At 61.7% G+C, this 26947-nt stretch carries 26 protein-coding genes and 1 other RNA gene; 6 read left to right on the top strand and 21 right to left on the bottom strand.

Translation table 11 applies throughout. From position 1 onward, the window contains the following. The first annotated feature begins 45 nt into the window (after positions 1–45). Entirely contained in the window at positions 46–963 is a 918-nt protein-coding gene (gene cysK, locus ACOVRJ_RS15565) for a cysteine synthase A (RefSeq protein WP_422044742.1), read from the top strand. A gap of 83 nt (positions 964–1046) precedes the next feature. Here the strand turns inward: cysK and ACOVRJ_RS15560 are convergent, their stop codons facing one another. The 10 genes from ACOVRJ_RS15560 to ACOVRJ_RS15515 form a co-directional block, all read right to left on the bottom strand. Next, positions 1047–2060 (bottom strand): FHA domain-containing protein, encoded by a 1014-nt coding sequence (locus ACOVRJ_RS15560; RefSeq protein ID WP_422044741.1) that lies wholly within the window; start codon positions 2058–2060, stop codon positions 1047–1049. After that, positions 2024–3304, bottom strand: a complete 1281-nt coding sequence (locus ACOVRJ_RS15555) for a S1 family peptidase (protein ID WP_422044740.1) — start codon at positions 3302–3304, stop codon at positions 2024–2026. The genes ACOVRJ_RS15560 and ACOVRJ_RS15555 overlap by 37 nt, the downstream gene beginning before the upstream one ends. 212 nt (positions 3305–3516) lie before the next feature. Beyond that, positions 3517–4266, bottom strand: coding sequence for a DUF3025 domain-containing protein (locus tag ACOVRJ_RS15550; RefSeq protein ID WP_422044760.1), 750 nt, complete (start codon positions 4264–4266; stop codon positions 3517–3519). 17 nt (positions 4267–4283) lie between these two features. After that, positions 4284–5342: a dihydroorotase gene (gene pyrC, locus ACOVRJ_RS15545; protein ID WP_422044739.1), complete on the bottom strand. Its 1059-nt coding sequence runs from the start codon at positions 5340–5342 to the stop codon at positions 4284–4286. Positions 5343–5487: 145 nt separating this feature from the next. Then, positions 5488–6867, bottom strand: coding sequence for a hypothetical protein (locus tag ACOVRJ_RS15540; protein ID WP_422044738.1), 1380 nt, complete (start codon positions 6865–6867; stop codon positions 5488–5490). A gap of 167 nt (positions 6868–7034) precedes the next feature. Further along, positions 7035–7769 (bottom strand): amino acid ABC transporter ATP-binding protein, encoded by a 735-nt coding sequence (locus tag ACOVRJ_RS15535; RefSeq protein WP_422044737.1) that lies wholly within the window; start codon positions 7767–7769, stop codon positions 7035–7037. Between the two features lie 94 nt (positions 7770–7863). Beyond that, complete coding sequence (locus ACOVRJ_RS15530; RefSeq protein WP_422044736.1) at positions 7864–8529, bottom strand: amino acid ABC transporter permease; 666 nt, start codon at positions 8527–8529, stop codon at positions 7864–7866. Positions 8530–8605: 76 nt separating this feature from the next. Continuing rightward, complete coding sequence (locus ACOVRJ_RS15525) at positions 8606–9349, bottom strand: amino acid ABC transporter permease (protein ID WP_422044735.1); 744 nt, start codon at positions 9347–9349, stop codon at positions 8606–8608. A gap of 182 nt (positions 9350–9531) precedes the next feature. Next, positions 9532–10428, bottom strand: coding sequence for an amino acid ABC transporter substrate-binding protein (locus ACOVRJ_RS15520; protein ID WP_422044734.1), 897 nt, complete (start codon positions 10426–10428; stop codon positions 9532–9534). Between the two features lie 103 nt (positions 10429–10531). Continuing rightward, positions 10532–11446 (bottom strand): LysR substrate-binding domain-containing protein, encoded by a 915-nt coding sequence (locus ACOVRJ_RS15515; RefSeq protein ID WP_422044733.1) that lies wholly within the window; start codon positions 11444–11446, stop codon positions 10532–10534. Positions 11447–11667: 221 nt separating this feature from the next. On the opposite strand from ACOVRJ_RS15515, the gene ACOVRJ_RS15510 reads away from it, so the two are divergent. Next, the gene (locus tag ACOVRJ_RS15510; protein ID WP_422044732.1) at positions 11668–12360 is read left to right on the top strand and encodes a PEP-CTERM sorting domain-containing protein; all 693 of its coding nucleotides are present in this window, start codon (positions 11668–11670) and stop codon (positions 12358–12360) included. Between the two features lie 83 nt (positions 12361–12443). Here the strand turns inward: ACOVRJ_RS15510 and ACOVRJ_RS15505 are convergent, their stop codons facing one another. Further along, the gene (locus ACOVRJ_RS15505; RefSeq protein WP_422044731.1) at positions 12444–14285 is read right to left on the bottom strand and encodes an ABCB family ABC transporter ATP-binding protein/permease; all 1842 of its coding nucleotides are present in this window, start codon (positions 14283–14285) and stop codon (positions 12444–12446) included. Between the two features lie 126 nt (positions 14286–14411). Between ACOVRJ_RS15505 and ACOVRJ_RS15500 the strand changes: the two genes are divergently transcribed. Then, complete coding sequence (locus ACOVRJ_RS15500; protein WP_422044730.1) at positions 14412–14786, top strand: acyl-CoA thioesterase; 375 nt, start codon at positions 14412–14414, stop codon at positions 14784–14786. 18 nt (positions 14787–14804) lie between these two features. Here ACOVRJ_RS15500 and ACOVRJ_RS15495 read toward each other — a convergent pair whose 3' ends face one another. The 10 genes from ACOVRJ_RS15495 to ACOVRJ_RS15450 all read right to left on the bottom strand — a co-directional run bounded on the left by ACOVRJ_RS15495 (position 14805) and on the right by ACOVRJ_RS15450 (position 24309). Then, positions 14805–15551: an SGNH/GDSL hydrolase family protein gene (locus tag ACOVRJ_RS15495; protein ID WP_422044729.1), complete on the bottom strand. Its 747-nt coding sequence runs from the start codon at positions 15549–15551 to the stop codon at positions 14805–14807. Further along, complete coding sequence (locus tag ACOVRJ_RS15490) at positions 15548–16312, bottom strand: enoyl-CoA hydratase (RefSeq protein ID WP_422044728.1); 765 nt, start codon at positions 16310–16312, stop codon at positions 15548–15550. Before ACOVRJ_RS15490 ends, ACOVRJ_RS15495 begins: the two co-directional genes overlap by 4 nt. Before the next feature lie 48 nt (positions 16313–16360). Beyond that, positions 16361–16894 (bottom strand): DUF1569 domain-containing protein, encoded by a 534-nt coding sequence (locus tag ACOVRJ_RS15485; RefSeq protein WP_422044727.1) that lies wholly within the window; start codon positions 16892–16894, stop codon positions 16361–16363. Position 16895: 1 nt separating this feature from the next. Further along, on the bottom strand, positions 16896–18110 hold the full coding sequence (locus ACOVRJ_RS15480; RefSeq protein ID WP_263537990.1) for an acetyl-CoA C-acyltransferase: 1215 nt from the start codon (positions 18108–18110) through the stop codon (positions 16896–16898). A gap of 12 nt (positions 18111–18122) precedes the next feature. Further along, entirely contained in the window at positions 18123–18626 is a 504-nt protein-coding gene (locus tag ACOVRJ_RS15475) for a DUF4442 domain-containing protein (RefSeq protein ID WP_422044759.1), read from the bottom strand. Between the two features lie 8 nt (positions 18627–18634). Then, positions 18635–18709: non-coding RNA, sX9 sRNA (locus tag ACOVRJ_RS15470), on the bottom strand. A 52-nt stretch (positions 18710–18761) separates the two neighbouring features. After that, positions 18762–21158 (bottom strand): 3-hydroxyacyl-CoA dehydrogenase/enoyl-CoA hydratase family protein, encoded by a 2397-nt coding sequence (locus tag ACOVRJ_RS15465; protein WP_422044726.1) that lies wholly within the window; start codon positions 21156–21158, stop codon positions 18762–18764. Positions 21159–21232: 74 nt separating this feature from the next. After that, on the bottom strand, positions 21233–21667 hold the full coding sequence (locus tag ACOVRJ_RS15460; protein ID WP_422044725.1) for a DUF2147 domain-containing protein: 435 nt from the start codon (positions 21665–21667) through the stop codon (positions 21233–21235). 134 nt (positions 21668–21801) lie between these two features. Beyond that, positions 21802–23592 carry an acyl-CoA dehydrogenase C-terminal domain-containing protein gene (locus tag ACOVRJ_RS15455; RefSeq protein ID WP_422044724.1) on the bottom strand — a complete coding sequence of 597 codons (1791 nt, stop codon included), beginning with the start codon at positions 23590–23592 and terminating at the stop codon, positions 21802–21804. 27 nt (positions 23593–23619) lie between these two features. Then, on the bottom strand, positions 23620–24309 hold the full coding sequence (locus tag ACOVRJ_RS15450) for a TetR/AcrR family transcriptional regulator (protein ID WP_422044758.1): 690 nt from the start codon (positions 24307–24309) through the stop codon (positions 23620–23622). 337 nt (positions 24310–24646) lie between these two features. Between ACOVRJ_RS15450 and ACOVRJ_RS15445 the strand changes: the two genes are divergently transcribed. The 3 genes from ACOVRJ_RS15445 to ACOVRJ_RS15435 all read left to right on the top strand — a co-directional run bounded on the left by ACOVRJ_RS15445 (position 24647) and on the right by ACOVRJ_RS15435 (position 26909). Next, entirely contained in the window at positions 24647–25204 is a 558-nt protein-coding gene (locus ACOVRJ_RS15445) for an HNH endonuclease (RefSeq protein WP_422044723.1), read from the top strand. A 159-nt stretch (positions 25205–25363) separates the two neighbouring features. Continuing rightward, entirely contained in the window at positions 25364–25852 is a 489-nt protein-coding gene (locus ACOVRJ_RS15440) for a glycine zipper 2TM domain-containing protein (RefSeq protein WP_422044722.1), read from the top strand. Between the two features lie 409 nt (positions 25853–26261). Next, positions 26262–26909 (top strand): hypothetical protein, encoded by a 648-nt coding sequence (locus tag ACOVRJ_RS15435; protein ID WP_422044721.1) that lies wholly within the window; start codon positions 26262–26264, stop codon positions 26907–26909. Positions 26910–26947 lie beyond the last annotated feature (38 nt).

Genomic DNA, 26947 nt, shown 5'->3' with positions numbered 1-26947 from the left:
GCACCGCAGAATCCAACCCATCTGTTTCACCCCAGGAGTTCCCCGATGAAAGCCGACAACGTTCTCGCCACCATTGGCAATACGCCGCACATCCGCATGCAACGCTTGTTCGGCGCCCAAGCTCAGGTCTGGGTCAAATCCGAACGCAGCAATCCGGGCGGCTCGATCAAGGATCGCATTGCGCTATCGATGGTGGAAGACGCCGAATCGCGCGGCCTGCTCAAGCCCGGCGCCACCATCATCGAACCCACGTCCGGCAATACCGGCGTGGGCCTGGCCATGGTGGCCGCCGTCAAAGGCTACCAGTTGATTTTGGTCATGCCTGACAGCATGTCGATTGAGCGCCGCCGCCTGATGCTGGCCTACGGCGCCCGCTTTGACCTGACGCCGCGCGAGAAAGGCATGAAGGGCGCCATCGCCCGCGCCCAGGAATTGATGGCCGAACACCCAGGCTCCTGGATGCCTCAGCAATTCGAGAACCCGGCCAATATCGCCGTCCATGTGCGCAGCACGGCCGAAGAAATCTTGGCCGACTTCCCGAACGGGCTGGATGCCTTGATCACCGGCGTGGGCACCGGCGGGCACATCACCGGTTGCGCGCAAGTGCTGAAGAAAGCCTGGCCGAATCTGAAGGTGTTTGCGGTGGAACCCGCCGCGTCGCCGGTGATCAGCGGCGACGCGCCCAGCCCGCACCCGATTCAAGGCATTGGCGCCGGCTTTATTCCCGCCAATTTACACACCGCCCTGTTGGACGGCGTGATTCAGGTCGAGGCCGAAGAGGCGCGTGAGTATGCGCGCCGCAGCGCTTCTCAAGAAGGCCTGCTGGTGGGTATTTCCAGCGGCGCCACGCTGGCCGCCATCGCCAAGAAGCTGCCCGAACTGCCGGCCGGCTCGCGCGTGCTGGGCTTCAACTACGACACCGGCGAGCGCTATTTGTCCATCGAGGGCTTCCTGCCCGCCTGAATCAGCGTCGCCTGAGGCCAGCAAGGAACTGGCCCCAATGCGCAGCCCGGGCACCCGCTCGCGCTGCGCTCTTTTTTCTGGGCTCAGTCTTCGGCCACGCCTTCCGAACTGGGTTTGTCATTGTCCTTGTTGGCCTGCCGAGCCAACTCGGCTTCCAGGGGCCGCAGCGCATCAATCAGCGCGGCCGGCGGCTTAGGCTCCACCAGGCGCAGCGAAGGCGGCGGCAAAACGCTCAGATAGGCGGGGCCCAGCCAATGCTGTTGCTCCTGACGTCGCGCGATGGTCAATACCAACAGCGTCAACAAAGCGGTGCCCACCGCCAACGCCAGCCAGCGACGCGCGCGCGGCCAGACCAGGCTGGCATGCCACCACAACAGCCCCGCCACGCCGCAAGGGAATGCCAAGGCATCCAACACCATCAGTCGCGGCATCGAAAAGGCAAAGGCCAGCAAGGGCAGCACGAAGGCAATCAAATGCAGCCCGGTCACGCCAATCAGGGCTCGACGCAGGTGGGTGGTGAAGGGGAAGCGATGCTGAAACAGCTGCGTCACCAAGGACCACAAGGCAGCCCAAGCCAAGATCGTCACCAAGGGCAACAACACGGCACCGCTGTAGTCGATCCAGGGCGAACCCGGATTCAAGCCCGACCATTGGTCGAACCACAGCAAAGCCAACCACAAGAGCATCAGCCCCGGCACCCAGGCCTCCGCCACCTTGGCCGAGCGCAGCTGATGCTGCTGCATCGGCTGCTCAGGCGCCAGCCTGTCACTGTCGCGGCGCCAGCGCAAATGGGTGGCTCCGAGTTGGAACATGTTCACATGCCCCAAGTCCGCCCCCTGCCCGGCCTTCAGGCGTTGCTCGCCCAGCCAACCGCCATTCAAGCTGGCCAGCATCTCCAGGCGTGGGCCAGTTTGTTCATCCCATTCCACGCGCGCATGCTCGGCGGCCAAATGGCTGTCATCCAGCGGCAGCTCGCAACGCGGCGCCCGGCCGATGCGGACCGGCCACTCGCTGATGCGCTGTACCAGGCGCGGATGCCCATCACGACCCAGGACTTCGATTACCGCGATGCGTTGTTGGCGCTCTTCTTGTTCCACGCGAAGCCCCCCAGGTAATGCGCGGTCAGCTTCAGCGCGTTATCAAAACTGACGCCGCGGGCATCAAAGCGGCCCAAGGCGCCTTCCGTCGGCGCATCCACCGTGGTCACCAACACGCTCAGGTCATGCAAGCCCGCCAACTTGCGATAGGCACGCAAGCACACCACCGCCCGCAGCGGCAGGCCGTCCCGGGACACAAATTCTTCCTTGCAAAAAGGTGCGGTGCGGAACTTGTCGTCTCGGCCCAGCCGTTCATTGCGAAAGCTGCCCGAGTACTGTTTGGCGAAGCGGATGGCCCCCAGCTTGCCCCCGTCATAGGCCTCGTGCGACATGTCGAGATAGCCGGTCTGAATATGGTTGCTGACAAAGACCGCATGTTCCATCCGACACTGAGAGCGCTGGAACTCCAGACCCTTGGTATCGGCCGGCGTACCTCGCCCCCAGCAACGCATGAACTGCTCCTGCGGCACAGGTAACTGGTAATGTGCATGGCCTGTGGAAGCCCAAGGCTGCGCCATGAAACGACGGCTCAGCTCCTCTTGATAGACCAGCAACTGCTCGCGCAAACGCGGCCAGGCGGGACTGGTCATGGGCTTGGCATCGCGACTGCGTTCCAGCAAGGCTTGCGCAAAATGGCCGGGCACCAAGAAGCTCATCTGCTGAGCAAAGAACATGGCCGAAACGTTGACGCCGACCACCCGACCCTCTTCATCCACCACCGGGCCGCCGCTCATGCCCGAGTTGATGCTCCCGGAGTAATAGATCAGCGGGTCAAAGCTGCGTTCAACCAGCCCGTTGTAATTGCCTTCCACCACGGCAAAAGCCACATCATGGGGATTGCCCATCGAATAGATGCGATCGCCCTTGGACAGTGGCTGGGTGGCGGGGCGAAATCCAAGCGCACCGCGACCCTTCAAGGCATTCGGCGAGGCCCGCAGCAGGGCGAGGTCTCGCCGCACATCAAAGTCCAACAATTCCAGCTGGCCTTCTTGACCTTCGGTGGTGGCAAAGCGCAGGCGGTAGCGATCCGGCTCCAAGGCGTACTGGCTGATGACGTGGTAGTTGGTCAGCACATGACCATCGGGGCTGACCAAGAAGCCGGAGCCCACCGAAGCCTGGCTGTCTTGGGTCTTCAGCAGGGTTCGGATCTGCAAGAGTTGCGAGCGCGTGCTGTCATAAAGCCGCCGAGCACTGGCCGACACCGCAGCGGGCGCCGCTGAAGCCGCAGCGGCGGGCGATGACACCCCGGCAAGCTCCCCCGCTGTGCGCGGCTGCGCCAGCGCAAGGCCCAAGCTTGCGCTGAGACCGAAGATCAGGAGCAATCGCGACGCGCTTCGCAGCGCACCGCCCTGGAGGCTAAAGTGATTCAGCAAGCCTGTGTCCCATCAAAAGAGAGCAGCCCAAACGGGCAGCGAACCCAAAGGGCGCAGGAGCCCCAAGGGAAGCAGCGCCGATGCTAGCGGGTTTGAGTGCCCGACAAGGGACGAAAAACCTGGGGGTCCGCATAGAACTCGGGGCTTTCATTCGGCGCCCACCAGCCGGGCACCCCCAGCACCGGCAGGGGCAGGAAGGGCTTGCGCTCCAGCCATGCCAGCTCCAGGGCAGCGTCGGGCCAGTCGCCATCGCCCGATTCGGTCGGCCGAAGCAAGACATGGGCGCAGATCGGCTTGCGCGGCTGCTGCAGCTTCTCCATCAAGGCATGGCCGATCAAGTGCAAGCGCGACTGAGCCCAGAGATGTCGGTGGGTGACGAACAAGGCCAGCCAGTCCCGCCGCGCCAAGGCTTGGCACAGCGGCGCTGGCGCCCAGAGCAAGGCGGCGTTCTCATCGACCACGGTCAGCGCATCACGCAGCGGCCCTCGTAGCGGCCCGAGTACGCCGCCCATCCGCGCGATCGCGGCCATATGCCCGGCATTCAGCCCGGCCTTCAATAGCGGCCAATGCAACCACACCAAACCGTTGAGCAGATCGTGCACGTTGTCGCGCGTCGGCACCGAGGCGGTGCGATGGATGAAGACCTCATAGGCCTCGCCCTCGGGCAGACTCGCCTGCGGCACAAAGCGCAAAGAGCCGTTGGATAAACGAATGTCTCGCCCTAGCAAGCCTCGATTGAGCGCCTCTGCCACCGTGGCGCCGGCCGCCAGATCCGCACTCAGGCACAGGCCCAGTGCGCGGTACGGCGCCATCCAGGGCGCCGACCAATCCACATGCAAGCCGGGAAGGCTCAGAGCAGTTTCCAGCTCAGCGTTTCGCCCCCACGCAAGGGCTTGAGCTGGGCATCGCCAAAGGGCACGGCGCTGGCCAGGGTCCAGTCCTGCTTGACCAAGGTGACGCGATCGGTGTTGCGTGGCAGGCCATAAAAATCGGCGCCATTGAAGCTGGCAAAACCTTCCAACTTGTCCAGCGCGCCCATCGCCTCAAAGGCCTCGGCATACAACTCCAGAGCAGAGGCAGCGGTAAAGCAACCCGCGCCACAGACCGAGTTCTCCTTCATCTGCGAGGCGTGCGGTGCGCTGTCGGTGCCGAGGAAGAACTTGTTGCTGCCCGAGGTGGCCGCCTTCAGCAAGGCTTGGCGATGGATCTCGCGCTTGAGCACCGGCAGGCAGTAGTAATGCGGACGCAGACCGCCGGTGAAGATGGCGTTGCGGTTGTACAGCAGATGCTGCGGCGTCAAGGTCGCGGCGGTGTAATCGTCCGCCGTCGAAACGTACTCGGCCGCTTCCTTGGTGGTGATGTGCTCAAACACCACCTTCAGCTCGGGCATATCGCGGCGCAACGGCCGCATCACCCGGTCGATGAAGACCGCTTCCCGGTCGAACACATCGATCTCAGGGTCGGTGACTTCGCCGTGCACCAAGAAGAGCAAGCCTTCGCGCTGCATCGCTTCCAGCACCTTGTAGGTCTTGCGAATGTCGGTCACACCCGCATCGCTATTGGTGGTGGCGCCTGCCGGATAGAGCTTGAGCGCCACCACGCCGGCATCCTTGGCTCGCTTGATCTCGTCCACCGGGGTCAGGTCGGTCAAGTACAAGGTCATCAAAGGCTGAAAGTTGCAGTCTGCGGGCACGGCGGCGCGAATGCGCTCGCGGTACGCCGCTGCCTGTTCGGCCGTGGTCACCGGCGGACGAAGGTTCGGCATGATGATGGCTCGACCGAATTGACGCGCCGTGTAAGGCACGACGCTTTGCATGGCCGCGCCATCGCGCACATGCAAATGCCAGTCGTCAGGACGGGTGATGCTCAGCTGCTGGGCAGCCACGGTGGGGGTAGATGTTTGGGCCATGGGCGGATTGTCCCAAATCTCTCGGCGGTACTCCCGACTCGACGATTTTTGCAGTCTGCTTTTGCGAGCGCTGGACCAGACAGGAGCGGCGCAAAGCCCCCACGCGTCCTGATCACCGCCCTACTGTGTTTTAGCTAAGTCCCGTTCAACGACGCTCAGTAAATCCAAGCCTCTGCAGCAGACCTTGCTCATTGAACAGCAAGACCAACTCGGTGCCGCGTTCTGGCGCAGCAGGCGCATCCGCGGCTGCCTTGGCCGCAGCGGCTGCTGTTGCGGAAGCTGCGGCAGCTACCGAGGGCGGCAAAGCAGCACTGATCTTCTCAACTTCGGCCCGAATCTCTTGCTCGGACTTTTGGCTCATGTCGGCCGCAGAGGGCATAGCGCCGATGGCTGCCTTCGCGGCCATCAAGGTGGACAAGGAAGGCATGGCCGAAGACTCCAAGTTGTCTTTCTTGCTGGTGTCCTTGCTCGCTTTCTCTTTCGGAGCCGCTTGCCAGTACCGCAAGATCTGATGGCCAGGCTCAAACTTGACCCGGCGTCCCTTGCCCAAGGCAGCGACGATTTCATCCAGATGAGTTTCCCCAATCTTCCAGGTCTTGGCGGTCTCGGCGAAGCGATGCCTAGACGCCTGCAACTCCTTCATCGGCATGAGGGCCGGCGAGTCCATGGTTTCAAAGACGACCCGAGTCTCATCCGACCAAGATTTGTCGCCCATGGGCAGGCGGAACATGCGGTCGCGCAGCAAAAAGCCCCAGTCGAAATCCTGACCGCGATCGTCAAACAGGCCGTGCAACATGCGATGGTTCAAACGCATGCTCCGCTCGCCATCGATCAGCGTGACCGAGAAAATAGGAGCGTCGGCAAAGTTGCTGGGGCTCCAGGCGCTCTCCTCACATTGCTCATAGCCGGGCCTGAATACCGACTGCAAAAAGCGCTGCCAAGAGGAGTCGGTTCGCGCCAAACCGCTGGCAAAGGCGATGCGACATTGCAGGCGCAAATCGCCCAAACGGCGCTCACCGTCGGGCACACCGGGGCTGCGAATATCGGGGCGCCAGGTGATGCGCCCTTCGGCCAGGCGGCTGCGCACCACGCTGTCTTGATCGAGCTTGCGCCAAGCCGAGTCGGCCACGAAAAGATGCTGATCGTTCAGAGCAATCGGGGTTCGACCTTGCTCGCCGACCAAGGCCAAATCGGCACGGTCCAGGTCCGAGGCGTACTGGCGCGCATAAACCCGGAACTTGAGTTCCGCCTTCGGCGCCAAGCCCTGATGCTTTTGAAACAGCGCTTGAGCCTTGAAGATCTGCGCCAAGGTCTTGCGTTCACGCGGCAGCGTGGACTCGCCCTGGGTCTGCACCTGATGCAACTCCAGCAGCGGGGCATCGCGAGGGATGATTTTTGGCGGGGGCAAGTCGTCCGAGGATTCGGTCGCCCAAGCCATTGAACAAGCCAGCATCAGAGCGGGCAGCAAAACCGTCAAAGAGGTGAGAGGAGAAATTCGGCGCATGACGAACAGGGAAATCAGCATGTCCGACAGCCTAATGGCGCAGGTCCTCGCCGCCCAGCAGCAGCCGACCAATTGCAGAAACAGCAGGACCAAGCGCATTTGAAAATGGCCCGCCAGACAAGATGCCTAGGCGGGCCATGCAAAGTCAGCCGGCGCCCCAAAAAAGCGCTCTCGGCTTTGTCAAACCATCAGTGCTGCAAGATCTTCGCCAAGAAGTCTTTGGCACGTGGGCTGCGCTCATCGGGCTTGCCGAAGAAATCTTCGCGCTTGCAGTCTTCCACGATCTTGCCGGCGTCCATGAAGATGACGCGGTGGCTGACCCGCTTGGCAAAGCCCATTTCGTGCGTCACGCACATCATGGTCATGCCTTCTTCGGCCAGCTTGACCATCACGTCCAGCACCTCGCCGACCATCTCGGGGTCCAGCGCCGAAGTCGGCTCATCGAACAGCATCACGATCGGGTCCATCGAAAGAGCACGAGCAATCGCCACACGCTGCTGCTGGCCGCCGGACAGCTGACCCGGGAACTTGTCTTTGTGTGCGGACAGACCCACGCGGTCCAGCATCTTCAGACCTCGAACCTTGGCTTCATCGGGCGTGCGACCCAGCACCTTGATCTGCGCAATGGTCAGGTTCTCGGTCACGCTCAGGTGCGGGAACAACTCGAAATGCTGGAACACCATGCCGACGCGTGAGCGCAGCTTGGGCAGGTTGGTCTTGGGGTCGGCCAGCGAGATGCCGTCCACAATGATGTCGCCCTTTTGGAAGGGCTCCAGCGCATTGACGGTCTTGATCAGCGTGGACTTGCCCGAACCGGAGGGGCCGCACACCACCACCACCTCACCTTTTTCGATTTGGGTGGAGCAATCGGTCAGCACCTGAAAAGGGCCGTACCACTTGGAGATGTTCTTGATTTGAATCATGGCTTTGCTTTCTTCAATGATGCATTGCAGCACTCAACCTCAGGCATTCGGGCCGAGCGCCGGGCCGCCCCAAGGCGGGCCGGGGGCAACATGCTTAGCGAATGATGGCGATCTTCCTCTGCAAGCGACGCACCAGCATCGACAGGCTGAAACAGATCACGAAATAGACGACGGCCGCCACCAGATAGGTTTCCACCGGGCGGTTGAAGTTCTTGCCGGCTACCTCGAAGCCCTTGAGCAAGTCATAGGCGCCGATGGCATAGACCAACGAGGTGTCCTGGAACAAGATGATGGTTTGGGCCATCAGCACCGGCAACATATTGCGGAAAGCCTGCGGCAACACCACCAACTGCATGGTCTGGCGATAGTTCATGCCCACCGCATAACCGGCGCTGACCTGCCCACGCGGCACCGACTGAATACCGGCGCGCATGATCTCAGAGAAGTAGGCCGCCTCAAACACCGTGAAGGTGATGATGGCCGACATCTCCGCGCCCATGGGCCGCCCCACCAACAACGGGATCAGCAGGAAGAACCACAAAATCACCATCACCAGCGGGATGGAGCGCAGGGTGTTGACGTAAAAGGCAGCCGGCCAGACCAACCACTTCTTGCCCGACAAGCGCATCAGCGCCAGCAAGGTGCCAAGCACAATACCGCCCAAGGTGGCGATCAGGGTCAGCTGAATGCTGAAAACCAGGCCCTTGAGGATGAAGCTGGAGACAACGTCCCAGTTGAGGAATGAGAAATCGAGATTCATAAAGCTTCCCGCTGGGCCGCCCCGAGGGAGGCTGGCGCCCCCTTGGGGGGCAGGAACGAAGTGACGTGGAGGCTCATCATCTGCCGGCTCCCAACATGCCGGGCACTTGGACGCGGTGTTCAATGAACAAGGCCAGGCGGTTGACGAGGAAGGCGGAGATGAAATACAGGCCGGTCACCGCCAGATAGACCTCAACGCCCCGGGAGGTTTCTTCCGACACTTGCAAGGCATACATGGTCAGCTCGGCAATGCTCACGGCAAAGGCCACCGATGAGTTCTTGACGATGTTCATGCTCTCACTGGTCAGCGGCGGAATGACGATGCGAAACGCCACCGGCAGCAACACGTAGCGATAGGTCTGCGGCAAGGTCATGCCCATGGCCAGGCCGGCATAGCGCTGGCCCTTGGGCAGGCTTTGAATGCCGGCGCGCACCTGTTCGGAAATCCGCGCCGAGGAAAAGAAGCCCAGGGCCAGCACCACCAGGATGAAGCTGGGCACCTGGCGCAGCGACGGGATCAGCGCGGGCAAGACGTGGTACCAAAGGAAGATCTGCACCAGCAGCGGGATGTTGCGGAAGAGCTCGGTCCAGGCGTCGCCAATGAACACCAGCCACTTGCTGGGCGTGGTGCGCAAGATGCCCATCAGCGAGCCGACGGCCAAGGCCACCACCAGGGCCAGAGCCGCGACGCTCAGCGTCCAGCCCCAGGCCGACATCAGCCATTCCAAATAGGTGATGTCACCGCCGCTGCCAAAGCAACTCGGTATCACCTCCCCGTCGATGGTGTTCTTACAGAACACCTGCCAATCCCATGTCGCCACGGCCTACCTCCAATCAACAAGACTCACGCAGAACAAGCGCAGTGGCTGCCGAACACCCGGCCATCCCGGGGCTCGGTATCAGGCATTCAGCCGGGCTGCAACCAAGTCTTGTCAGTCCCATTCAAAAAACAAAGGCCGCGTTGCAGCGGCCTTCAAAAGCACAAAGTGCTGATTCGATCCGCTTACTTCTTGGCGTAATCCTCGGCCGGCTTGTCGTTTGGCTGAGCCCAGGCCTTCTTGGTGTTCTCGTTGGCGGGCATGCCGACCTTGGTATTGGTCGGAGGAATCGGCTGCTCGAACCACTTGGACCAAGTCTTGGCGATCTCGCCCGACTTCATCTGAGCCATGATGCTGTCGTCCACGGCCTTCTTGAAGGCTGGGTCGTCTTTGCGGATCATGATGGCGATGGGCTCAACCGCCAGCACCTCACCAACGATCTTGAAGTCGGCCGGATTCTTGGCCTTGGCCGCCAGACCCGAGAGAATCGCACCGTCCATCACGAAAGCATCAGCGCGGCCCGATTCCAGCAGCAAGAAGCTGTCAGCGTGGTCCTTGCCGAATACTTCCTTGAAGTCCACACCGGTGGCGCGCTCGTTGCGGCGCAAGGTCTGAACCGAGGTGGTGCCGGTGGTGGTCGCCACGTTCTTGCCATTCAGCTGAGCGATATTGGTGATGCCGGAGTTGGCCTTCACCAGGATACGCACCTCTTCCACAAAGGTCGTGACCGCGAAAGCCACGTCCTTCTGGCGCGCCGCATTGTTGGTGGTGGAGCCGCACTCGATGTCGACCGTACCGTTCTGCACCAGAGGAATGCGGTTTTGCGAAGTGACGGGCTGGTACTTGATGCTCAGCGAGCTCAAGCCGAGTTGCTTGCGCACGTCTTGCAAGACCTTCTCGCAGATGTCGATGTGGTAGCCGACGAACTTGCCATCACCCAGGGTGTAAGAAAGGGCGCCGGAAGATTCACGAACGCCCATGGTGACGCTGCCGCTGTCCTTGATCTTCTTCAAGGTGTCTTGCGCATGAACCAGACCTGTGGCTGCGGCCAAAGCCAGGACAAGCAGAGTTTTCTTAGTCATAAACACTCCAAATACAAAGGTGAGAGAGGCAATAAATTCTCAGGATAGAGCAGACCACGCCGAAGCGGCAGGGCGAATACGTGTTTCTACGAATCCAAGCCGCTCATGCGGCCGTCAAGAAACTCCACAAAGCCAGAGAAGCGGGTTTGTTGCGCCGGGACAGTTCTGGCCGCTCACGATAGATGCGCAAGTCCATGGTCAGCTCAAATTCACCGTCAGGCGCGGCTCGCACCAAGCGACGCGAAGCGACTTCGGCCGCAACCGAGCTGGCCGGCAAAAAGGTCAGGCCATGCCCTTCCATCGCCATCGCCTTCAAACTCTCGGCCATATCGGTTTCATAAATGGCGTCCAGATTCAAGGGCACGGGCGAAGCCTTGACGACCAACTCGACCAAACGGCCCAGGTAGGCGCCCGAAGCGTAGCTCAAGAACGGCAGCTTCTGACCGGGATGGCCGGGCAGGCGAAACATCGGTTCCCCTCGACTGTCGGCCTTGGCATAGGCAGCCAAGGTCTCTTGTCCGAGCGAAGCCATCTGATAGCGATCAGGGTCCAATTGCAAGGGCTGGCTGGCATGGTGGTAGACGATCAACAGGTCGCAATTGCCCTCGCTGAGTTGTGACATGGCGTCATGCACATTGAGCGCATTGAGCCGGCACTTCAGCGCACCAAAACGCTGGCGGAGCCCCATCAACCAATGCGGGAAAAAACTGAAGGCCAAGGAATGAGGCACGGCGAACTCAATCATGTCTTGACCAGCCGACTGGTGGCTGCGAAGCATATTGCGCGTCGCTTGCAGATTGCCGAGGATGTCCACCGCCTGACCGAGCAGCGTCTCGCCCGCACCCGTCAGACGGGTGGGATAAGACGATCGGTCGACCAAATCCACCCCCGCCCAAGCCTCCAAGGCCTGGATGCGGCGCGAGAACGCCGGTTGGGTCACATGCCGTAGTTGAGCAGAGCGCGAAAAGCTGCGCGTCTCAGCCAAGCTCACGAAATCTTCAAGCCATTTGGTTTCCACGCTTGAAGTGTAGCCGGGCCTGAAATCCGTCCAGCCCCTGGGTCAGGCCGCCCGAAACAAACGGTCGCCCGACCCTGCCGAATGGTCTAGTCGCGGCTCGAATGAGGGGAATCCTCACCCCGCAAAAGAGGGGGTTCGAGCCGATCGAACCATGGATCGCCTGAGTACAGTTGTCTTGCGCGTGGCGTACAAACCCAGCAATCCAACGGAGGTCGAGAATCATGCAATCAATGGCTCAAAAGCTCATCGCTAGCGCATGTTTGGCACTGACCCTGCCGGCCTTTGCAGGCACGACCTTGCTCGACTTCGAATCGATGCCTGCGGCGACGACCGATCTGAGTACAGCGAACCCCTACGCGGCCCAAGGCATCAGCTTCACCCAGAATGCTTGGAGCATGGTCAGCAAGATTGCTCAGACCGACCCAGGGGAAGGCAACTTCTTCCGAGGACTGGACGCCAACAAAAAGAGCCTGACCCGCGGAGCCCTGCATTTGGCCGTCAACCCTGCGGCCCCGCCTGTCGGCTCGGTGCAGCAGTTTTATATCAACGTCGCCGAGGGCTTTGACACCGACTTCTCGCTGCTTTACGCCGCCTCCATCACCGGTGGCGGCCAAGTCTCGATCTTCTCCGATGCCGATGGGCAAGGACAGCAGTTGGGAGTTCTTGACTTGAGCTCGGGGTCGGTCTGCGAACCCAGAGAAGGCTGGCTGTGCAGTTGGACCGAAGCCAGCTTGCAGTTCTCAGGCAAGGCCCACTCCATCCGCTTCAGCGGCGATGACGGGCAATTCTTGTTCGACGATATCCGCCTGCAGCTCAATCAGGGCGGCAATCCTGTCCCTGAACCCGGCGCCCTGGCGCTGAGTCTGGCGGCCTTGGGTGCCCTGGCCTGGAACCGCAAACGCCGCGCTCGCTGAACGAACCCTCAAGCGCAAGCCCCCTTGGGCTCAGCGAAAAGGCCACGCAATGCGTGGCCTTTTTTGATCGAGCAGCGCAATGCTTATGCGGTGGCCTCCGCCGTGTCGCCGCCGCTTTGCTGCAGCCGCCACATGCGTGCATAAGTGCCCTGCAGCGCCATCAATTGCTCATGATGACCGCGCTCGACGATGCGGCCCGCCTCCAAGACCAGGATCTCATGCGCATCGACCACGGTGGACAAGCGGTGCGCGATCACCAGCACCGTCTTGTTTTGCGCCGCTGATTCGAGCTCCGCTTGAATGGCGCGTTCGTTGCTGGAGTCCAGCGCCGAGGTCGCTTCATCAAAGATCAGAATCGGCGGGTTCTTCAACAGCGTGCGTGCGATGGCCACGCGCTGCTTCTCGCCACCACTGAGCTTGAGGCCGCGCTCGCCAACCATAGTCTCGTAGCCTTTCGGGCTGGCCGCAATGAAGTCATGGATATGGGCCGACTTGGCCGCCGCTTCCACCTCTTCTTGGCTCGCGCCTGGGCGGCCATAGGCAATGTTGTAGGCGATCGTGTCGTTGAAGAGCACCGTGTCTTGCGGCACGATGCCGATGGCGCGGCGCAAGCTGCCTTGGGTCACGCTGCGCAGGTCCTGACCATCGATGCTGATGCAGCCACCATCAACGTCATAGAAGCGAAAGAGCAAGCGCGCCAAGGTGCTCTTGCCGGATCCGCTGGGGCCAACCACCGCCACCTTCTTGCCGGCCGGAATCTCGAAGCTCACCCCATGCAGGATAGGACGGGCCTTGTCGTAGGCGAAGCTGACGTCCTCAAACCGAACCGCTGCGCCACCGACCTCCAAGGCCTTGGCTCCGGCGCTATCGGCGACCTCTCGTTCACGCTCCAGCAGGGTGAACATCTTGTCCAGATCGGTCAGGCTTTGCTTGATCTCGCGGTAGATCACGCCGAGGAAGTTCAAGGGAATGTAGAGCTGGATCATGAAGGCATTGACCATGACCAAGTCACCCAAGCTCATCTTCCCCGACACCACGCCCTCGGTCGCGCGCCAGAGCATCAGTACCAAGGCGGTGGCAATGATCAACTGCTGGCCGGTATTCAGCAGCGACAAGGTCGACTGAGCCTTCAGTTGGGCGCGGCGCAGCTTCTCCAAGCTGGCGTCATAGCGGCTGGCTTCAAAGTCCTCGTTGTTGAAGTACTTGACCGTCTCAAAATTCAGCAAGGAGTCGATCGCACGGCTGTGCGCCACCGAATCCAGCTCATTGAGTTCCTTGCGGAACTTGGTGCGCCACTCGGTCACCGTCACGGTAAAGATGATGTACAGCGCCAAAGCGGCCAAGGTGATCCAGGCAAACCAGGCATCGAACTTGATGGCCAAGAGACTCAGCACCAGCGCCACTTCGATCAAGGTAGGCACGATGCTGTAGAGCGAATAGGAGATCAGCGAATGCACCGCCCGCGTGCCGCGCTCGATGTCGCGCGTCATGCCGCCGGTTTGGCGCTCCAGATGGAAGCGCAGGCTCAGATCATGCAAGTGGCGAAACACTTGCAGCGAGATGCTGCGTGCCGCGCCCTCGGTGGCCTTGGCAAAGATCAGCTCGCGCAGCTCGGTGAACAGCGAAGTCATCAAGCGCAAAGCGCCGTAGGCCACCAACAATCCCAGCGGTACGACTGCAACACTGGCTGCTGAGCCAGGCTTGATCGCCAAACTGTCCACCAAAGACTTCAGCAAGAGCGGCACGCCCACATTGCTGAACTTGGCGCAAAGCATGAAGGCCAATGCGAAGCCCACACGCCAACGGTATTGCCAGAGATAGGGCAGCAGCTTTCTGATGGTTGACCAATCGGAACGCGCCGTGGGCGTGGAAGGGGCGCCTGGGATGGCGGGTAAGGCTGATGACGCGGAGCTGCTGGGGCGCATGGGCTTTGTGATTGGCGGACTGTCACCGAGAATGGCGGGCAATTCTCTCAGGAAGCCTTATTTATGTCAGACGCAGTAAATTCTCCCAACACCTCAGCCAGTCCAAACTCCAGCGCCGCACCGGTCATGCCCAGAGAATTGGTGCTGCGCGTGATGCCGATGCCGGCCGACGCCAACCACAACGGCGATGTGTTCGGCGGCTGGATCATGGCGCAGGTGGACATCGCGGGCTCGATCTTGCCGGCGCGCTTGTCCAAAGGCCGCGTGGCCACCGTGGCGGTGAAGGAGTTTTTGTTCAAGCAGCCGGTGTCGATTGGTGACCTGCTGTCCTTCTATTCACAAGTGACCCGCATCGGCCGCACCTCCATCACCGTGCGAGTGGAAGTGGTGGCCGAGCGCAACCCCGCCAACCCCGAAGTGGTGAAGGTCACCGAGGCGGAGTTGACCTTTGTGGCCATCGACCATTCGGGCAAACCGCGGCACATCGGCCTGTCGGCCTGACGAGTTCAAGAGCGCTGCTCAAGCATCCTTGAAGGCTTCGAGCGCGATGCGCTCGCTCAGGCTCTCGGCCCAGAGCCGATAGCCGGCCGGCCCGGGGTGAAAACCATCGGGGGCCATCAAGGCCTGCACGGCCGCGCGATTCTTGGCACCATGAAGCTCATCGGGCATGGCTTGGACACCGCGCTCCGCAGTGCCGGCCAACGCCTGCCCTAGGCGCTGATTCAAGCGCATCGCCTGCGCCCCCATCCACCAGCGCAAAGGCTGGGGCAAGAGCGGAAAGGCATGCATCGGCGGTATGGCGCTATGCAGGGTGTAGCGCACCCCGGCCACCTGCCGCGCATGCGCGTCGATGGCCTGCAAGGTCTGCAACCAGGATTGCGAGCCGACTTGGCCGACCACATCGTTCACGCCCAATGCCGTCACCAAGACATCGGCGGCCTGCAGGTCGGTGGATTGCAGATGGCTCAAGGCCTGAGCGCTGTTATGCCCGGTTCGGGCCACCAATTGCCAGCGCACCCGGCCGCCCAAGCGACGCGCCAGAGCGCGACTCAGGCGCCCTGCCAAGGCTTCGTCTTGATGGCTGGCGCCAACACCGGCGCCCGAAGAATCACCCAGGATCAGCAGACGCAGCATCAACTCGCCATCGCCCACCTCGCCGTGGCGCGGGCCAGCCGCCTCGGGCAGTCGCAGCGCCTTGCGGCGCACCTGGCGCCCTTGCGCAAGCAGTAGCGGCGCCAGCGCGGCCTTGGCCAGCAGCAGCTTCACTCGAACTGACTGAAGTCCGGTTGGCGCTTTTGGAAGAAGGCCTGGAAGGCTTCCATCGCCTCGGGCGAGCGCAGGCGGGCACCGAAGATTTCGGCTTCGACCTTGATGGTTTCCATCACCTCTTCGGCGCTGTGGCGGCGCATCAGGCGCTTGCTTTCGCGCACGGCGCTGGGCGCCAGCGCGTTGAAACGTTCGGCCACGCGGCGCGCATGGGCCTGCACTTCGGCCGCCGGCAAGACCCGGTTGGCAATACCGCATTCGGCCGCTTCGGCGCCGGTGAAGGGGTCGCCCAAGAGCAGTTTTTCTGCCGCCTTGACGTGGCCCATCAAGCGCGGCACCACCAGGCTGGACGCGAACTCGGGCACCAGGCCCAGGCCCACAAAAGGCATGGCCAGGCGCGATTCATCCGACACGAAGACAAAGTCGCAATGGAAAAGCAGCGTGGTGCCGATGCCAATGGCTGCGCCCGTCACGGCCGCCACCACCGGCTTCTCGCAGCCGACCAGGGCGCGCATGAACTGGAACACCGGCGCATCTTCATCGCGCGGCGGGCTGCTCATGAAGTCTTCGATGTCGTTGCCGGAGGTGAAGATTTCGGGCTGACCTTGGATCAACACCGCCCGCACCGACTTGGCGCTGTTGGCGGCGACCAAGGCGTCGGCCATGGTCTGGTACATCTCGCGGGTCAACGCGTTTTTCTTCTCGGGGCGGGCGATTTCAATCGTCGCCACACCGTTGTGAATCGCGGTCTTGATGCTCATGAGCAAGTCTCCTTCAATGATCGCTATTGTCCGGCAGCGCCAGCGGGGTCAGGTCTTGCTGACCTGGCTCCAGTGATTGGCCAGGTGCATCAGATGCGCTCGCTCATAGTCTTCGCGACTCAAGGGCCCGTAAGCAAAGTGCGGCGCGTACTCGCCCTTGTGCGCAGCAAAAGCGTCCATCGCATCGAGCGTGCGTTGCACCGCCAGCTTCAAGCTGAGCTCGGCATCCAAAGCTGGCGCCCCCGGGATCGGCTCATCCAAGCTGTGCGACATGCTGCCGCGAGCATTGAAAAATGCCCAGGCCGCGTTGCCCGCCGTAGCGCGAAACCAAGCCGGCTTCAGCTCGGGATAGCCTTTCACCGAGTACTCGATGCTCTGCGCCAGATGCTGAAGCAATTGCGCCAGCGACCAGGGGCTTTGCTGCAACTTCGGGCTGCCGAACAGCAGGTCAAACACGGCTCGGCGTGCCTGCTTCCATGTCTTAAAGGTCTCCAAGTCACCGGCGCAGCCGGTGAGCAAAAGAGCCGGAGACGCCAACAGCACGGGCGTCACCCGCAACAACCGGCGTCTCTCGTTCTGCATCTCAGACGCGCTCGAGAATGCCTGCAGCACCCTGGCCAGCGCCAACGCACATGGTCACCATGCCGTACTTGCCGCCGGTGCGACGCAGACCGTGGATGACCGAAGCCGCACGGATGGCGCCGGTTGCACCCAGCGGGTGACCCAGAGCGATCGCGCCGCCGTTCGGGTTGACCTTGGCGCGGTCCAGCGAGATGCCCTTGCTGTCCAGATCGTTCAAGACGGCCAGCGACTGCGCAGCGAAGGCTTCGTTCAGTTCCACCCAGTCCAGATCGGCGGCCGAAATACCGGCCAGCTTCAAGGCGGCGGGGATGGCTTCGATCGGGCCAATGCCCATGATCTCGGGCGGCACGCCGCGCACGGCGAAGCTAACGAAGCGGGCCAGCGGGGTCAGGCCAAAACGCTTGACGGCGGCTTCCGAGGCCACGATCAGGGCGCCAGCGCCGTCCGAGGTTTGCGAGCTGTTGCCGGCGGTGACGCTACCCTTGGCGGCGAACACCGGACGCAGCTTGCCTAAGCCTTCCAGCGAGGTGTCCTTGCGGGCGCCTTCGTCCAGGCTGACGGTGCGGCGTTTTTCGATCACCGAACCATCGGCCAGATTCGGCAGACGCTCGATCAGTTCAAACGGCGTAATTTCAGCGGCGAAGTGGCCGGCTTCCATGGCAGCCAGGGCGCGCAGATGCGATTGCAGCGCGAACTCGTCTTGCGCTTCGCGGCTGATCTTCCACTGCTGTGCCACCTTCTCGGCGGTCAGGCCCATGCCGTAGGCGATGCCGATGTTCTCGTCACGCTCAAAAATCAGCGGCGAAAGCGAGGGCTTGTTGCCACCCATCGGCACCATGCTCATGGACTCGACGCCGGCGGCAATCATTACCTCGGCTTCACCGACGCGGATACGGTCAGCCGCCATTTGCAAGGCGGTGATGCCGGAAGCGCAGTAACGGTTCACCGTCACGCCGCCCACGCTATTGGGCAGGCCGGCCAGCACCGCGCCAACACGGGCGATATTCATGCCCTGCTCACCTTCGGGGAAGGAGCAGCCGACGATGGCGTCTTCAATCGCCGCCGGGTCCAGCGTTGGCACCTGAGCCAGCGCGGCTTGCATGGCGCGCACCAGCATTTCGTCTGGACGGGTGTTCTTGTAGTAGCCCCGGCCCGACTTGCCGATGGGCAGACGGGTGGCGGCGCAGATATAGGCTTCTTGCACTTGCTTGGCCATGATTTCAACCTTTCAGTTTTTGGGGGTCTTGGGTATCCAAGCCCAAACAAATTCACATTCGACCGGGTTCACGCCGGCTTCATCCGTCACCACCACCGCCACCGTGACTTCGCCCTTGGGCTCGGTCGCCATGCTGTGGCGCTGGGCCTCGCTGAGGCTAGCCTCGGCGCGCAGCGCACCGGTGGCGCGCTTCTTGAAATCCACTCGCATGGACTTGCACAGCGGCAGGCAGTCATCGCGCACATTCATGCCCACCACCATGCCAGTGGCCGTTTCGGCCAACAAGCTCATGGCAGCGGCATGCACGCCCTGGATGTGGTTTTGCACCGGGCGGCGATTGGCAATGCGGATGTCCGACTGAGACGGAGTCAAGGCCACAAAGTCCAGGCCCGCCGTGCCGGTGAAGGGCACGGCGCGGCGAAGCGCGAAATTGCGCGCGGCCGGGCGCAGCACAGCGGGCAAGCGGTTCAGCTTGTCCAAGGTGCGTTCGAGGCGATTGGGCTTTGTGTTCAAGATGAGGTCCAGTTTGACGTGGCGTAGCGAGCGGGCATAAGGCTAGGCGGACGGAGCGCAGGAACCGGAACGACCTTGAGGGTCGTGAGGATTCCGAGCACCGCCCAACGACGCATGATGTCCGCGCAGTAGCCATCTTCAGTTGCGGACGGGTTTGCCGGTTTGCAGCATGCCCATGATCCGCTCTTGAGTCTTGGGGTTCTCAAGCAGCGAGCAGAAGTGCTTGCGTTCCAGCGACATCAGGTACTCCTCGCTGACCAGCGAGCCCGCCTCAACCTCGCCGCCGCACACCACATCGGCGATCAGGCTGGCCAGATAGAAGTCGTGCTGGCTGATGAAGCCACCGTCACGCATATTGGCCAGCTGCCCCTTGATGGTGGCGATGCCCGAGCGGCCAGCGACCGGGAACAGGGCCTTCAGCGGCGGACGGTAGCCCGACTCGAACAGACCCTTGACCTGGGCACTGGCCACGTGCAGCAACTCGTCCTTGTTGGGCACGATCACATCGCTGTCCAGCAAGAAGCCGTTCTTCTTGGCTTCCAGGGCCGAGGTCGCCACCTTGGCCGTGGCCGCGGTGGTGAAGCCGTCCTTCAGGAAAGCAAACAGGTCCACGCCGGAGTTGCCGGCCGCAGCCATTTCGGCCGCGCGGCGGGCGATATAGGTGAGGCCGCCGCCACCGGGAATCAGGCCCACGCCCACTTCCACCAGGCCGACATAACTCTCCATATGCGCAACACGGCGTGCGCAATGCACGGCCAGCTCGGCGCCGCCACCCAAGGCCAGGCCACGCATGGCAGCCACCACCGGCACCTGGGCGTAACGCACGCGCAGCATCATGTCTTGCAGCTTCTTCTCTTCCGGCGCGATGCCCTTGGCACCCGACTTCATGAAGACCGGCATCAGCGCTTCCAGATTGGCGCCGGCGGAGAAGACATCGTCCGGGCTCCAGATCACCAGGCCCTTATAGCCAGCTTCAGCGATCTCGACGGCCTTCAGCAGGCCTTCGGTCACGGTCGGGCTGATCAGGTGCAGCTTGGCGGTGATGGAGGCGATGACCACCTCGTTGTCCAGCGTCCAGACGCGCACTTCCTCGTTCTTGAACAGCTCGGTGCCGGCCTTCAGCGGCTCGACGGCGCCTTCGCCAACCAGACGCTCCGGGAAGGCTTGACGAGCATAGACCGGCAACTCGACACGGCCCTTGAACTTGCCCTCAGCAGCGCTCCAAGAACCATTGGCGCTGTGCACGCCGCCGTTCTCGGCCACCGGGCCTTCAAACACCCAGGCCGGCAGCGGCGCGCTCGACAAGGTCTTGCCTTCGGCGATGTCGGCCGAGATCCACTCCGCCACTTGCTTCCAGCCGGCGGCTTGCCACAGCTCGAAGGGACCTTGTTGGGAGCCGAAGCCCCAGCGCATCGCGAAGTCGATTTCGCGCGCGGTGTCGGCCACGCTGGCCAGATGCACGGCCACATAGTGGAAGCTGTCGCGCAGGATGGACCAGAGGAACTGGGCCTGCGGGTTGCTCGATTCACGCAGCAGCTTGATGCGATCAGCGGCCGGCTTTTTGAGCATGCGGGCCACGATCTCGTCGGCCTTCTTGCCGCCAGCGACGTACTCGCCGGTGGCGAAGTCCAGGCGCATGATGTCTTTGCCGACCTTTTTGTAGAAGCCGCCGCCGGTCTTTTGACCCAGGGCGCCCTTCTCGATCAAACCGGCCAAGACCTTGGGCGTGGCGTAGGTGCTGTAGAAGGGGTCATCCTTCAGGTTGTCCTGCATGGTCTTGACCACGTGAGCCATGGTGTCCAGACCGACCACGTCCGCGGTGCGGAAGGTGCCGCTGGAAGCGCGACCCAGCTTCTTGCCGGTCAGGTCGTCGACCAGGTCCACCGACAGGCCGAATTTCTCAGCCTCGATCATGGTCGCCATCATGCCAGCGATACCGACCCGGTTGGCCACGAAGTTAGGCGTGTCATTGGCGCGGACCACGCCCTTGCCCACGGCGGTGGTGACGAAGCCTTCCAGCTGGTCGATCACTTCCGGACGCGTGGTCGGGGTGTTGATCAACTCCACCAGGTACATATAACGCGGTGGGTTGAAGAAATGGATGCCGCAGAAACGCGGCTTGATAGTTTCCGGCAGCACTTCGGAGAGCTTGGTGATGCTCAGGCCCGAGGTGTTGGAGGCAACGATGGCGTGCGGGGCGATGAAGGGCGCGATCTTGGTGTACAGATCGAGCTTCCAGTCCATGCGCTCGGCGATCGCCTCAATGATCAGGTCGCAGTCCTTCAGCAGCTCGAGGTGTTCCTCGTAATTGGCTTGCTGAATCAGCGCGGCGTCGGCCACATCACCCAGCGGCGCGGGCTTGAGCTTCTTCAGGCCGTCGATGGCCTTGCTGACGATGCCGTTCTTGGCGCCCTCTTTGGCGGGCAGGTCAAACAGCACCACCGGCACTTTGACGTTGACCAGATGCGCAGCGATCTGCGCACCCATCACGCCAGCGCCGAGCACGGCGACTTTGCGAACTTGGAATCGACTCACGGACTTCTCCTAAAAATCAAAGGGAGCCCAGCACTCGGCAACACGCGAGGCCGGCTCCGGGGAATCACAAGGGCTTATTCGGCCCGCACCCAAACCTGGGTGCGGTAGAAGAAACCGATATAGCCACGCATCTCCAGCTTCTTGCCACCGTCGACGGCCTTCAAGCGGGTCTTGTAGGTCTTGCCATTGTTGGGGTCCAGAATCTCTCCGCCCTCCCAATGCGACTTGTCACTGCTGTCTTGCTTCACGCCGCGGATGATCTGCATGCCGGTGACCGGCTTGTCCTTGCGGTCATCGGTGCATTTGTCGCACTTGGCGTCTTGCTTGGCGGGGTCAAACACCTTCTCGATCGTGCCGGTCAGCACGCCACCGTTTTCGGTGATGCGGACCAGCGACTTCTCGGTCTTGCCATCGTCATCAATGGTCTTCCACAGACCCACCGGGCTGGCTTGAGCCATGGCGAAGGTGCTTACGAGGCTCAGAACAGCAGCGGCAACAAAAGATCTCATGATGTCTCCAATTGGAAGTTTGAGTGGGCCGTTTGAAAACAGCCCTTGTTGTACAGGATCTAGGGCTAACTCTTGATGAACTCTGACAGAACGAGGTGTGACGCGAAGATGGGCCGCCGCAGCGGCCGCCGGCTTTAGAACAACTCTTCTTCCATCTCCATCAGCGGTGCCAGACCGGCGCGCGCGGTACGGATCAGGGTGGCGGTCTCAGGCAGCAGCTTCGCAAAATAGAAGCGGGCTGTCGAGAGCTTGGCGATGTAGAACTTGTCGCCGCTGTCCTTCTTGGCCAAAGCCACCTTGGCCATGCGGGCCCAGAAGTAGGCGAAGGTCAGGTGACCGACCACACGCAGATAGTCAACGGCGGCAGCGCCCACTTCATCGGGGTTGCCGAAGGCCTTCATGCCCAGCTCGGTGGTCAGCTTGGTGACCTTGTCACCCAAATCGGCCAGCGGGTTGATGAACTCCTGCATGGCTTCATTGGTGCCCTCTTCTTCAACGAAGGCAGCGATCTTGGCGCCGAATTTCTTCAGCTTGGCACCGTTATCACCCAAGATCTTGCGGCCCAACAGGTCCAGCGACTGGATGGTGTTGGTGCCTTCATAGATCATATTGATGCGGGCGTCGCGCACGAACTGCTCCATGCCCCACTCGTGGATGAAGCCGTGGCCGCCAAAAACCTGCATGCAGTGCGAGGTCGAGATCCAGCCGTTGTCGGTGATGAAGGCCTTGATGATGGGCGTCAGCAGCGAGACTTCAGCTTCGGCTTCCTTGCGCTCGTCTTCATCGTCCGAGGCCAGGGCGCGGTCCAGCGTCATGGCCACATAGGTGGAAAGCGCACGGCCGCCTTCAGCGTAAGCACGCGCAGTCAGCAGCATCTTGCGCACATCGGGGTGCACGATGATGGAGTCGGCCGGCTTCTCAGGCGACTTCGGTCCGCTCAGGGCGCGCATCTGGATGCGGTCCTTGGCGTAAGCGGCGGCGTTTTGGTAGGCCACTTCGGTCAGGCCGAGCGACTGGTTGCCCACGCCCAGACGGGCGGCGTTCATCATCACGAACATCGCGGCCAGGCCCTTGTTGGGCTGGCCAACCATGGTGCCGATGGCGTCTTCCAAGACCATCTGGCAAGTCGAGTTGGCGTGGATGCCCATCTTGTGCTCCAGGCCGGCGCAGAAGATGCCGTTGCGAGCACCCAGGCTACCATCGCCATTGACCAGGAACTTGGGCACGATGAAGAGCGAGATGCCCTTAGAGCCTTCGGGCGCGTCCGGCAGACGGGCCAGCACCAAGTGGACGATGTTCTCGACCATATCGTGTTCACCGGCCGAGATGAAGATCTTGGCGCCGGTGATCTTGTAAGTGCCGTCCGCTTGTGGAACGGCCTTGCTGCGCAGCAGGCCCAGGTCGGTGCCGCAGTGCGGTTCGGTCAGGCACATGGTGCCGGTCCACTCGCCGCTGGTCAGCTTGGGCAGGTAGGTCGCTTTTTGTTCGGGCGTGCCGTGGGCATGCAAGCACTCGTAAGCGCCGTGGCTCAGGCCGGGATACATGGTCCAGGCCTGGTTGGCCGAGTTCATCATCTCGTAGAAAGACTGGTTCACCACCAGCGGCAGGCCTTGGCCGCCGTACTCGGGGTCGCAACCCAGCGCCGGCCAGCCACCTTCTACATACTTGGCATAGGCTTCTTTGAAACCCTTGGGCGGCGTCACCTCGTGGGTGGTTTTGTCCAGCTTGCAACCTTCGGCGTCGCCGCTCAGGTTCAGCGGTGCCAGCACTTCCGCCGCAAACTTGCCGCCTTCTTCCAAGACCGCATTGATGGTGTCGGCGTCGATGTCGGCATGGGCCGGCAGCATTTTGAGTTCGTCGACCACATTGAGCACTTCGTGCATCACGAATTGCATGTCGCGCAGTGGTGGGTTGTAGATCGGCATGTCTTACTCCAGGTTGAACTTGGGAAATCAGGACCGCTTCTTGGCGGCGGCCCCTTGTTTGGATGGGGGGATACGGGCAGCCTCGACGCCGAGGCCTTCCGCTGTGGCATAAAACTGAATCGTGCGCTCAAAACCCAGGCTGGCGCGGGAGACCGCGCCTGGATTACGCATGAATCGGGCGTCGTGGTGCAAGGAAAGAATCAGGCCATGCAGTTCAAACAAGATTTGCTGCACATCAGCATCGGCATGCAGATGACCCGCCTCTTGCGCCAGCACAATGGCCTTGTGCAGGGCGGCATGCCAGGCCTTGACCATGGCCACCAAGGCATCGCGCACCGGCCCGGGTCGGTCATCAAACTCCACCGCGCCACTGATATAGATGCAGCCCGAGTCGATCTCGACCGACACGCGTCGTACCCAGCGCTCGAACAAGGCGCGCAGACGCGGCAAGCCGCGCTCTTCACGGATGGCGGTGAAGAACACCTCCTCCTCGAACTTGGCGTGATACTCCTTCACCACGGCAATCTGCAATTCCTCGCGCGAGCCAAAATGGGCGAACACGCCGGACTTGCTCATCTTGGTGACATCCGCCAAGGCGCCGATGGAAAGACCTTCCAAGCCCATGTGCGAAGCTAGGCCCAAGGCCGCTTCAAGAATGATGGCCCGGGTGTGCTGGCCTTTTTGCAGCGAACGCACCACGCGCGCAGGCTTGACCACCGGCTCTGAGGCCTGGCCAACTGGGGCGTTTGAAGGTACGGTCACAGACACAGGTGATTCCTAGGCTTAAGCAGAAGCGCAATAATAAAACGAACGATCGTTCTATTTTGCAGAAAGCTAGGGGACCTTGTCCAAATATTTGGCGTGATTTTTAGGCGGAAAGCACTAAAAACCGAATGCCAACCTCGCTCAGACGAAAAGGAACTCACCAGTCTGCGAGTTGCTGATGACAGCTTGTTGAAGCTCAGCTCCGTGTTGCTGAGGCGGCTCGCAGCCGTAGCCCAGGCTTGAGTCAGTACGCACTATTGCAGTACGCTGCGGCTTGGAGGTCAACACCGTGGATGTGCTTCAACTGGATATTTCTGGTAGGCCGCAAGCGTGGATCACGACCCGAGAGGCGGCCGTCATCTATGCCAATGACGGCATTGCCTGGACGCTGGGCGACCCCTGCCATGTCTTGCGTGGCGGGTTTCAGCGCATCAGCGGCCTGCAATCCCGCATCGAAGTCCACCCCATCATTGCCGTTCGCGGCGCCGTGCCCAGCCGGGCTTGGCGGCATGCGCCGGCGCTGTCGAATGCCAAGCTGTTTGCCCGCGACCGCTATGTGTGCGCCTACTGCGGACACCATTTCAAGCCCGACGACTTGACCTGCGAACACATTCAACCCAGCTCGCGCGGTGGCGCGGACAGTTGGATGAACTGCATCACCGCCTGCCGCAGTTGCAACGGGCGCAAAGGCAACCGCTTGCCCGAAGAAGCCCATATGAGCCTCTTGTACCTGCCCTATGTGCCCAGTCTGCATGAAGACATGATTCTGCGCGGCCGCCGCATCCTCAGCGACCAAATGGAGTTTTTGCTGGCCAGCGTGCCGCGCTCCAGCCGCCTGCACGCTTGAAGCTCAAGGCCTCTGCACCCAATTCGAGCCAAGTATCGGCACACGCACCTCAAGGCATCAAAGGGCAGGCCCTCGGGCACGCATGAAGCTCAGGGCGTCAACGGCGGCACAATCGCATCCGTTAGTTGGCTTACTGAAGCCTGAACCCGGAGATTCCTGATGACGATGAATAAGTTTGCCCTGGCGGCTTGCGTACTGGCCGTGGCCACGCTGAGCGGCTGCTCGACCTCCAGCCCGGATGTGATTCAGCGCAATGACGCGCAGCGCATGTCGCAGGTGCAAGATGCCACCCTGCTCTCCGTTCGCGCCGTGACCGTCGATGGCTCGCAAAGCGGCGTTGGCGCCGTGGCCGGTGGCGTCGTGGGTGCCGTTGCGGGCTCCAATGTCGGCGGCCGAAACGAAGGCAAGATCGCCGGTGTCTTGGTCGGACTGGCCGGCGCGGCGGTCGGCAATGCGATCGAACGCAATGTCACCAAGGAAGAAGCGGTCGAGCTGTTGGTTCAATTGCGCAACGGCGAACGTCGCTCCGTGGTGCAAGCCAAGGGCAGCGAAGTACTGGTCCCCGGTGAGGCCGTGATCCTCGTGACGACCGGCGGGAAAACTCGTGTGACTCGCGCCCCAGCCGTGAGCCCCAGCAGCAAAAACTGATCTCAGACCGGGGCCTCTGCCGACAGGGGCCCCAGATTCAAAGCCCCGCAGGCAAGACCTGGCCCCACCCTCAGCGGGCAAACAGGCATCCCTGCCGACTCGCACACCGCTAGCTGTTAAGCCCTACTGACACCACGCCGTGCCTGAAATGCGCCACGCGCGCAAGCTCGCCTGCAACAAGGCCGCGAAAGTTTCACCATTCCCCACGCTAGCTTGTTAAATTAAGCCCTTATCTCGGTTTCCACACTTCTTGCGATTGCGGAAACTGACACTCACGCATCGTTGAAGTCGAGTCTCGCGGTTCAATCCCGTCAGACGAAACCGAGAAAGGCTGTGAATGAGTCGTCGATCGGGGGGTGACTTGGAGCAAATTCCAAGAGCGGTTCGCTTCGGACCGTTGAAGCTGCGCATGGATTTCTTGCTGCTGCTTCTGTGTGCCCTCGCCCTCGCTTTGATCTGGACAGGCCAATGGTTGGGCCTGGCGGCTTGTGCACTCAGTGCCGCCGTCTTGTGGCAACTACAGCCATCGCAGGGCGACTCAGCCCTGCCCCTCGCCCCACGAGCCGCCACACCCATCGACACCAACCAGCCAGAGGGCGTCGCCTTGATGGCCGCTGCGGTCATTCCCGTGTGGGGTCGTCAACTGGCAGCGATTCAATCCAGCGTTCAATCGGGCACCGTCGAGTTGCTGGCTAGCTTCTCCAGTGTAATGGGCCTGCAAGACCAACTCTGCAGCACGATCAGCCACTTGGCCGCCGAGCCAAACAACCCCGATGCACGGCAACAACTGACGCAGTTGGGCCAGGAAATCCAGACCCAATGCGAGAACGCCTTGCACGGCCTGCAGTTCGGCGACCGGGTCTCTCAGTTGGTGGACATCCTCCAGCAAGACACCGAACGTTTCAGCCACCAGTTGCCACACATGCAACAAGCCAATGCCGCCACGGCACAAGACTGGCTGGCGGCCCTGGAAGCCACCTACACCACCGACGAGCAACGCGCCTTCCATCACGGGCAAAGCCAAGAACCCAAACCCAGCACCGTCGAGTATTTTTGATTTCCCACCGCAGCCGATTCCGGTTCCTTCAGCAAACA

This window comes from Roseateles sp. (genome assembly GCF_049240545.1).
Taxonomy (GTDB): Bacteria; Pseudomonadota; Gammaproteobacteria; order Burkholderiales; family Burkholderiaceae_C; genus Paucibacter_A.
This window is presented reverse-complemented; position numbering and strand designations above follow the sequence as displayed.

Coding starts and splice junctions, on each gene's coding strand:
- ACOVRJ_RS15460 (WP_422044725.1), bottom strand. CDS start 21,667: ATGAGATCTTTTGTTGCCGCTGCTGTTCTGAGCCTCGTAAGCACCTTC.
- ACOVRJ_RS15455 (WP_422044724.1), bottom strand. CDS start 23,592: ATGCCGATCTACAACCCACCACTGCGCGACATGCAATTCGTGATGCAC.
- cysK (WP_422044742.1), top strand. CDS start 46: ATGAAAGCCGACAACGTTCTCGCCACCATTGGCAATACGCCGCACATC.
- ACOVRJ_RS15485 (WP_422044727.1), bottom strand. CDS start 16,894: ATGCAGAACGAGAGACGCCGGTTGTTGCGGGTGACGCCCGTGCTGTTG.
- ACOVRJ_RS15530 (WP_422044736.1), bottom strand. CDS start 8,529: ATGAATCTCGATTTCTCATTCCTCAACTGGGACGTTGTCTCCAGCTTC.
- ACOVRJ_RS15500 (WP_422044730.1), top strand. CDS start 14,412: ATGCCCAGAGAATTGGTGCTGCGCGTGATGCCGATGCCGGCCGACGCC.
- ACOVRJ_RS15510 (WP_422044732.1), top strand. CDS start 11,668: ATGCAATCAATGGCTCAAAAGCTCATCGCTAGCGCATGTTTGGCACTG.
- ACOVRJ_RS15440 (WP_422044722.1), top strand. CDS start 25,364: ATGACGATGAATAAGTTTGCCCTGGCGGCTTGCGTACTGGCCGTGGCC.
- ACOVRJ_RS15520 (WP_422044734.1), bottom strand. CDS start 10,428: ATGACTAAGAAAACTCTGCTTGTCCTGGCTTTGGCCGCAGCCACAGGT.
- pyrC (WP_422044739.1), bottom strand. CDS start 5,342: ATGGCCCAAACATCTACCCCCACCGTGGCTGCCCAGCAGCTGAGCATC.
- ACOVRJ_RS15480 (WP_263537990.1), bottom strand. CDS start 18,110: ATGGCCAAGCAAGTGCAAGAAGCCTATATCTGCGCCGCCACCCGTCTG.
- ACOVRJ_RS15490 (WP_422044728.1), bottom strand. CDS start 16,312: ATGAGCATCAAGACCGCGATTCACAACGGTGTGGCGACGATTGAAATC.
- ACOVRJ_RS15505 (WP_422044731.1), bottom strand. CDS start 14,285: ATGCGCCCCAGCAGCTCCGCGTCATCAGCCTTACCCGCCATCCCAGGC.
- ACOVRJ_RS15540 (WP_422044738.1), bottom strand. CDS start 6,867: ATGCTGATTTCCCTGTTCGTCATGCGCCGAATTTCTCCTCTCACCTCT.
- ACOVRJ_RS15435 (WP_422044721.1), top strand. CDS start 26,262: ATGGATTTCTTGCTGCTGCTTCTGTGTGCCCTCGCCCTCGCTTTGATC.
- ACOVRJ_RS15535 (WP_422044737.1), bottom strand. CDS start 7,769: ATGATTCAAATCAAGAACATCTCCAAGTGGTACGGCCCTTTTCAGGTG.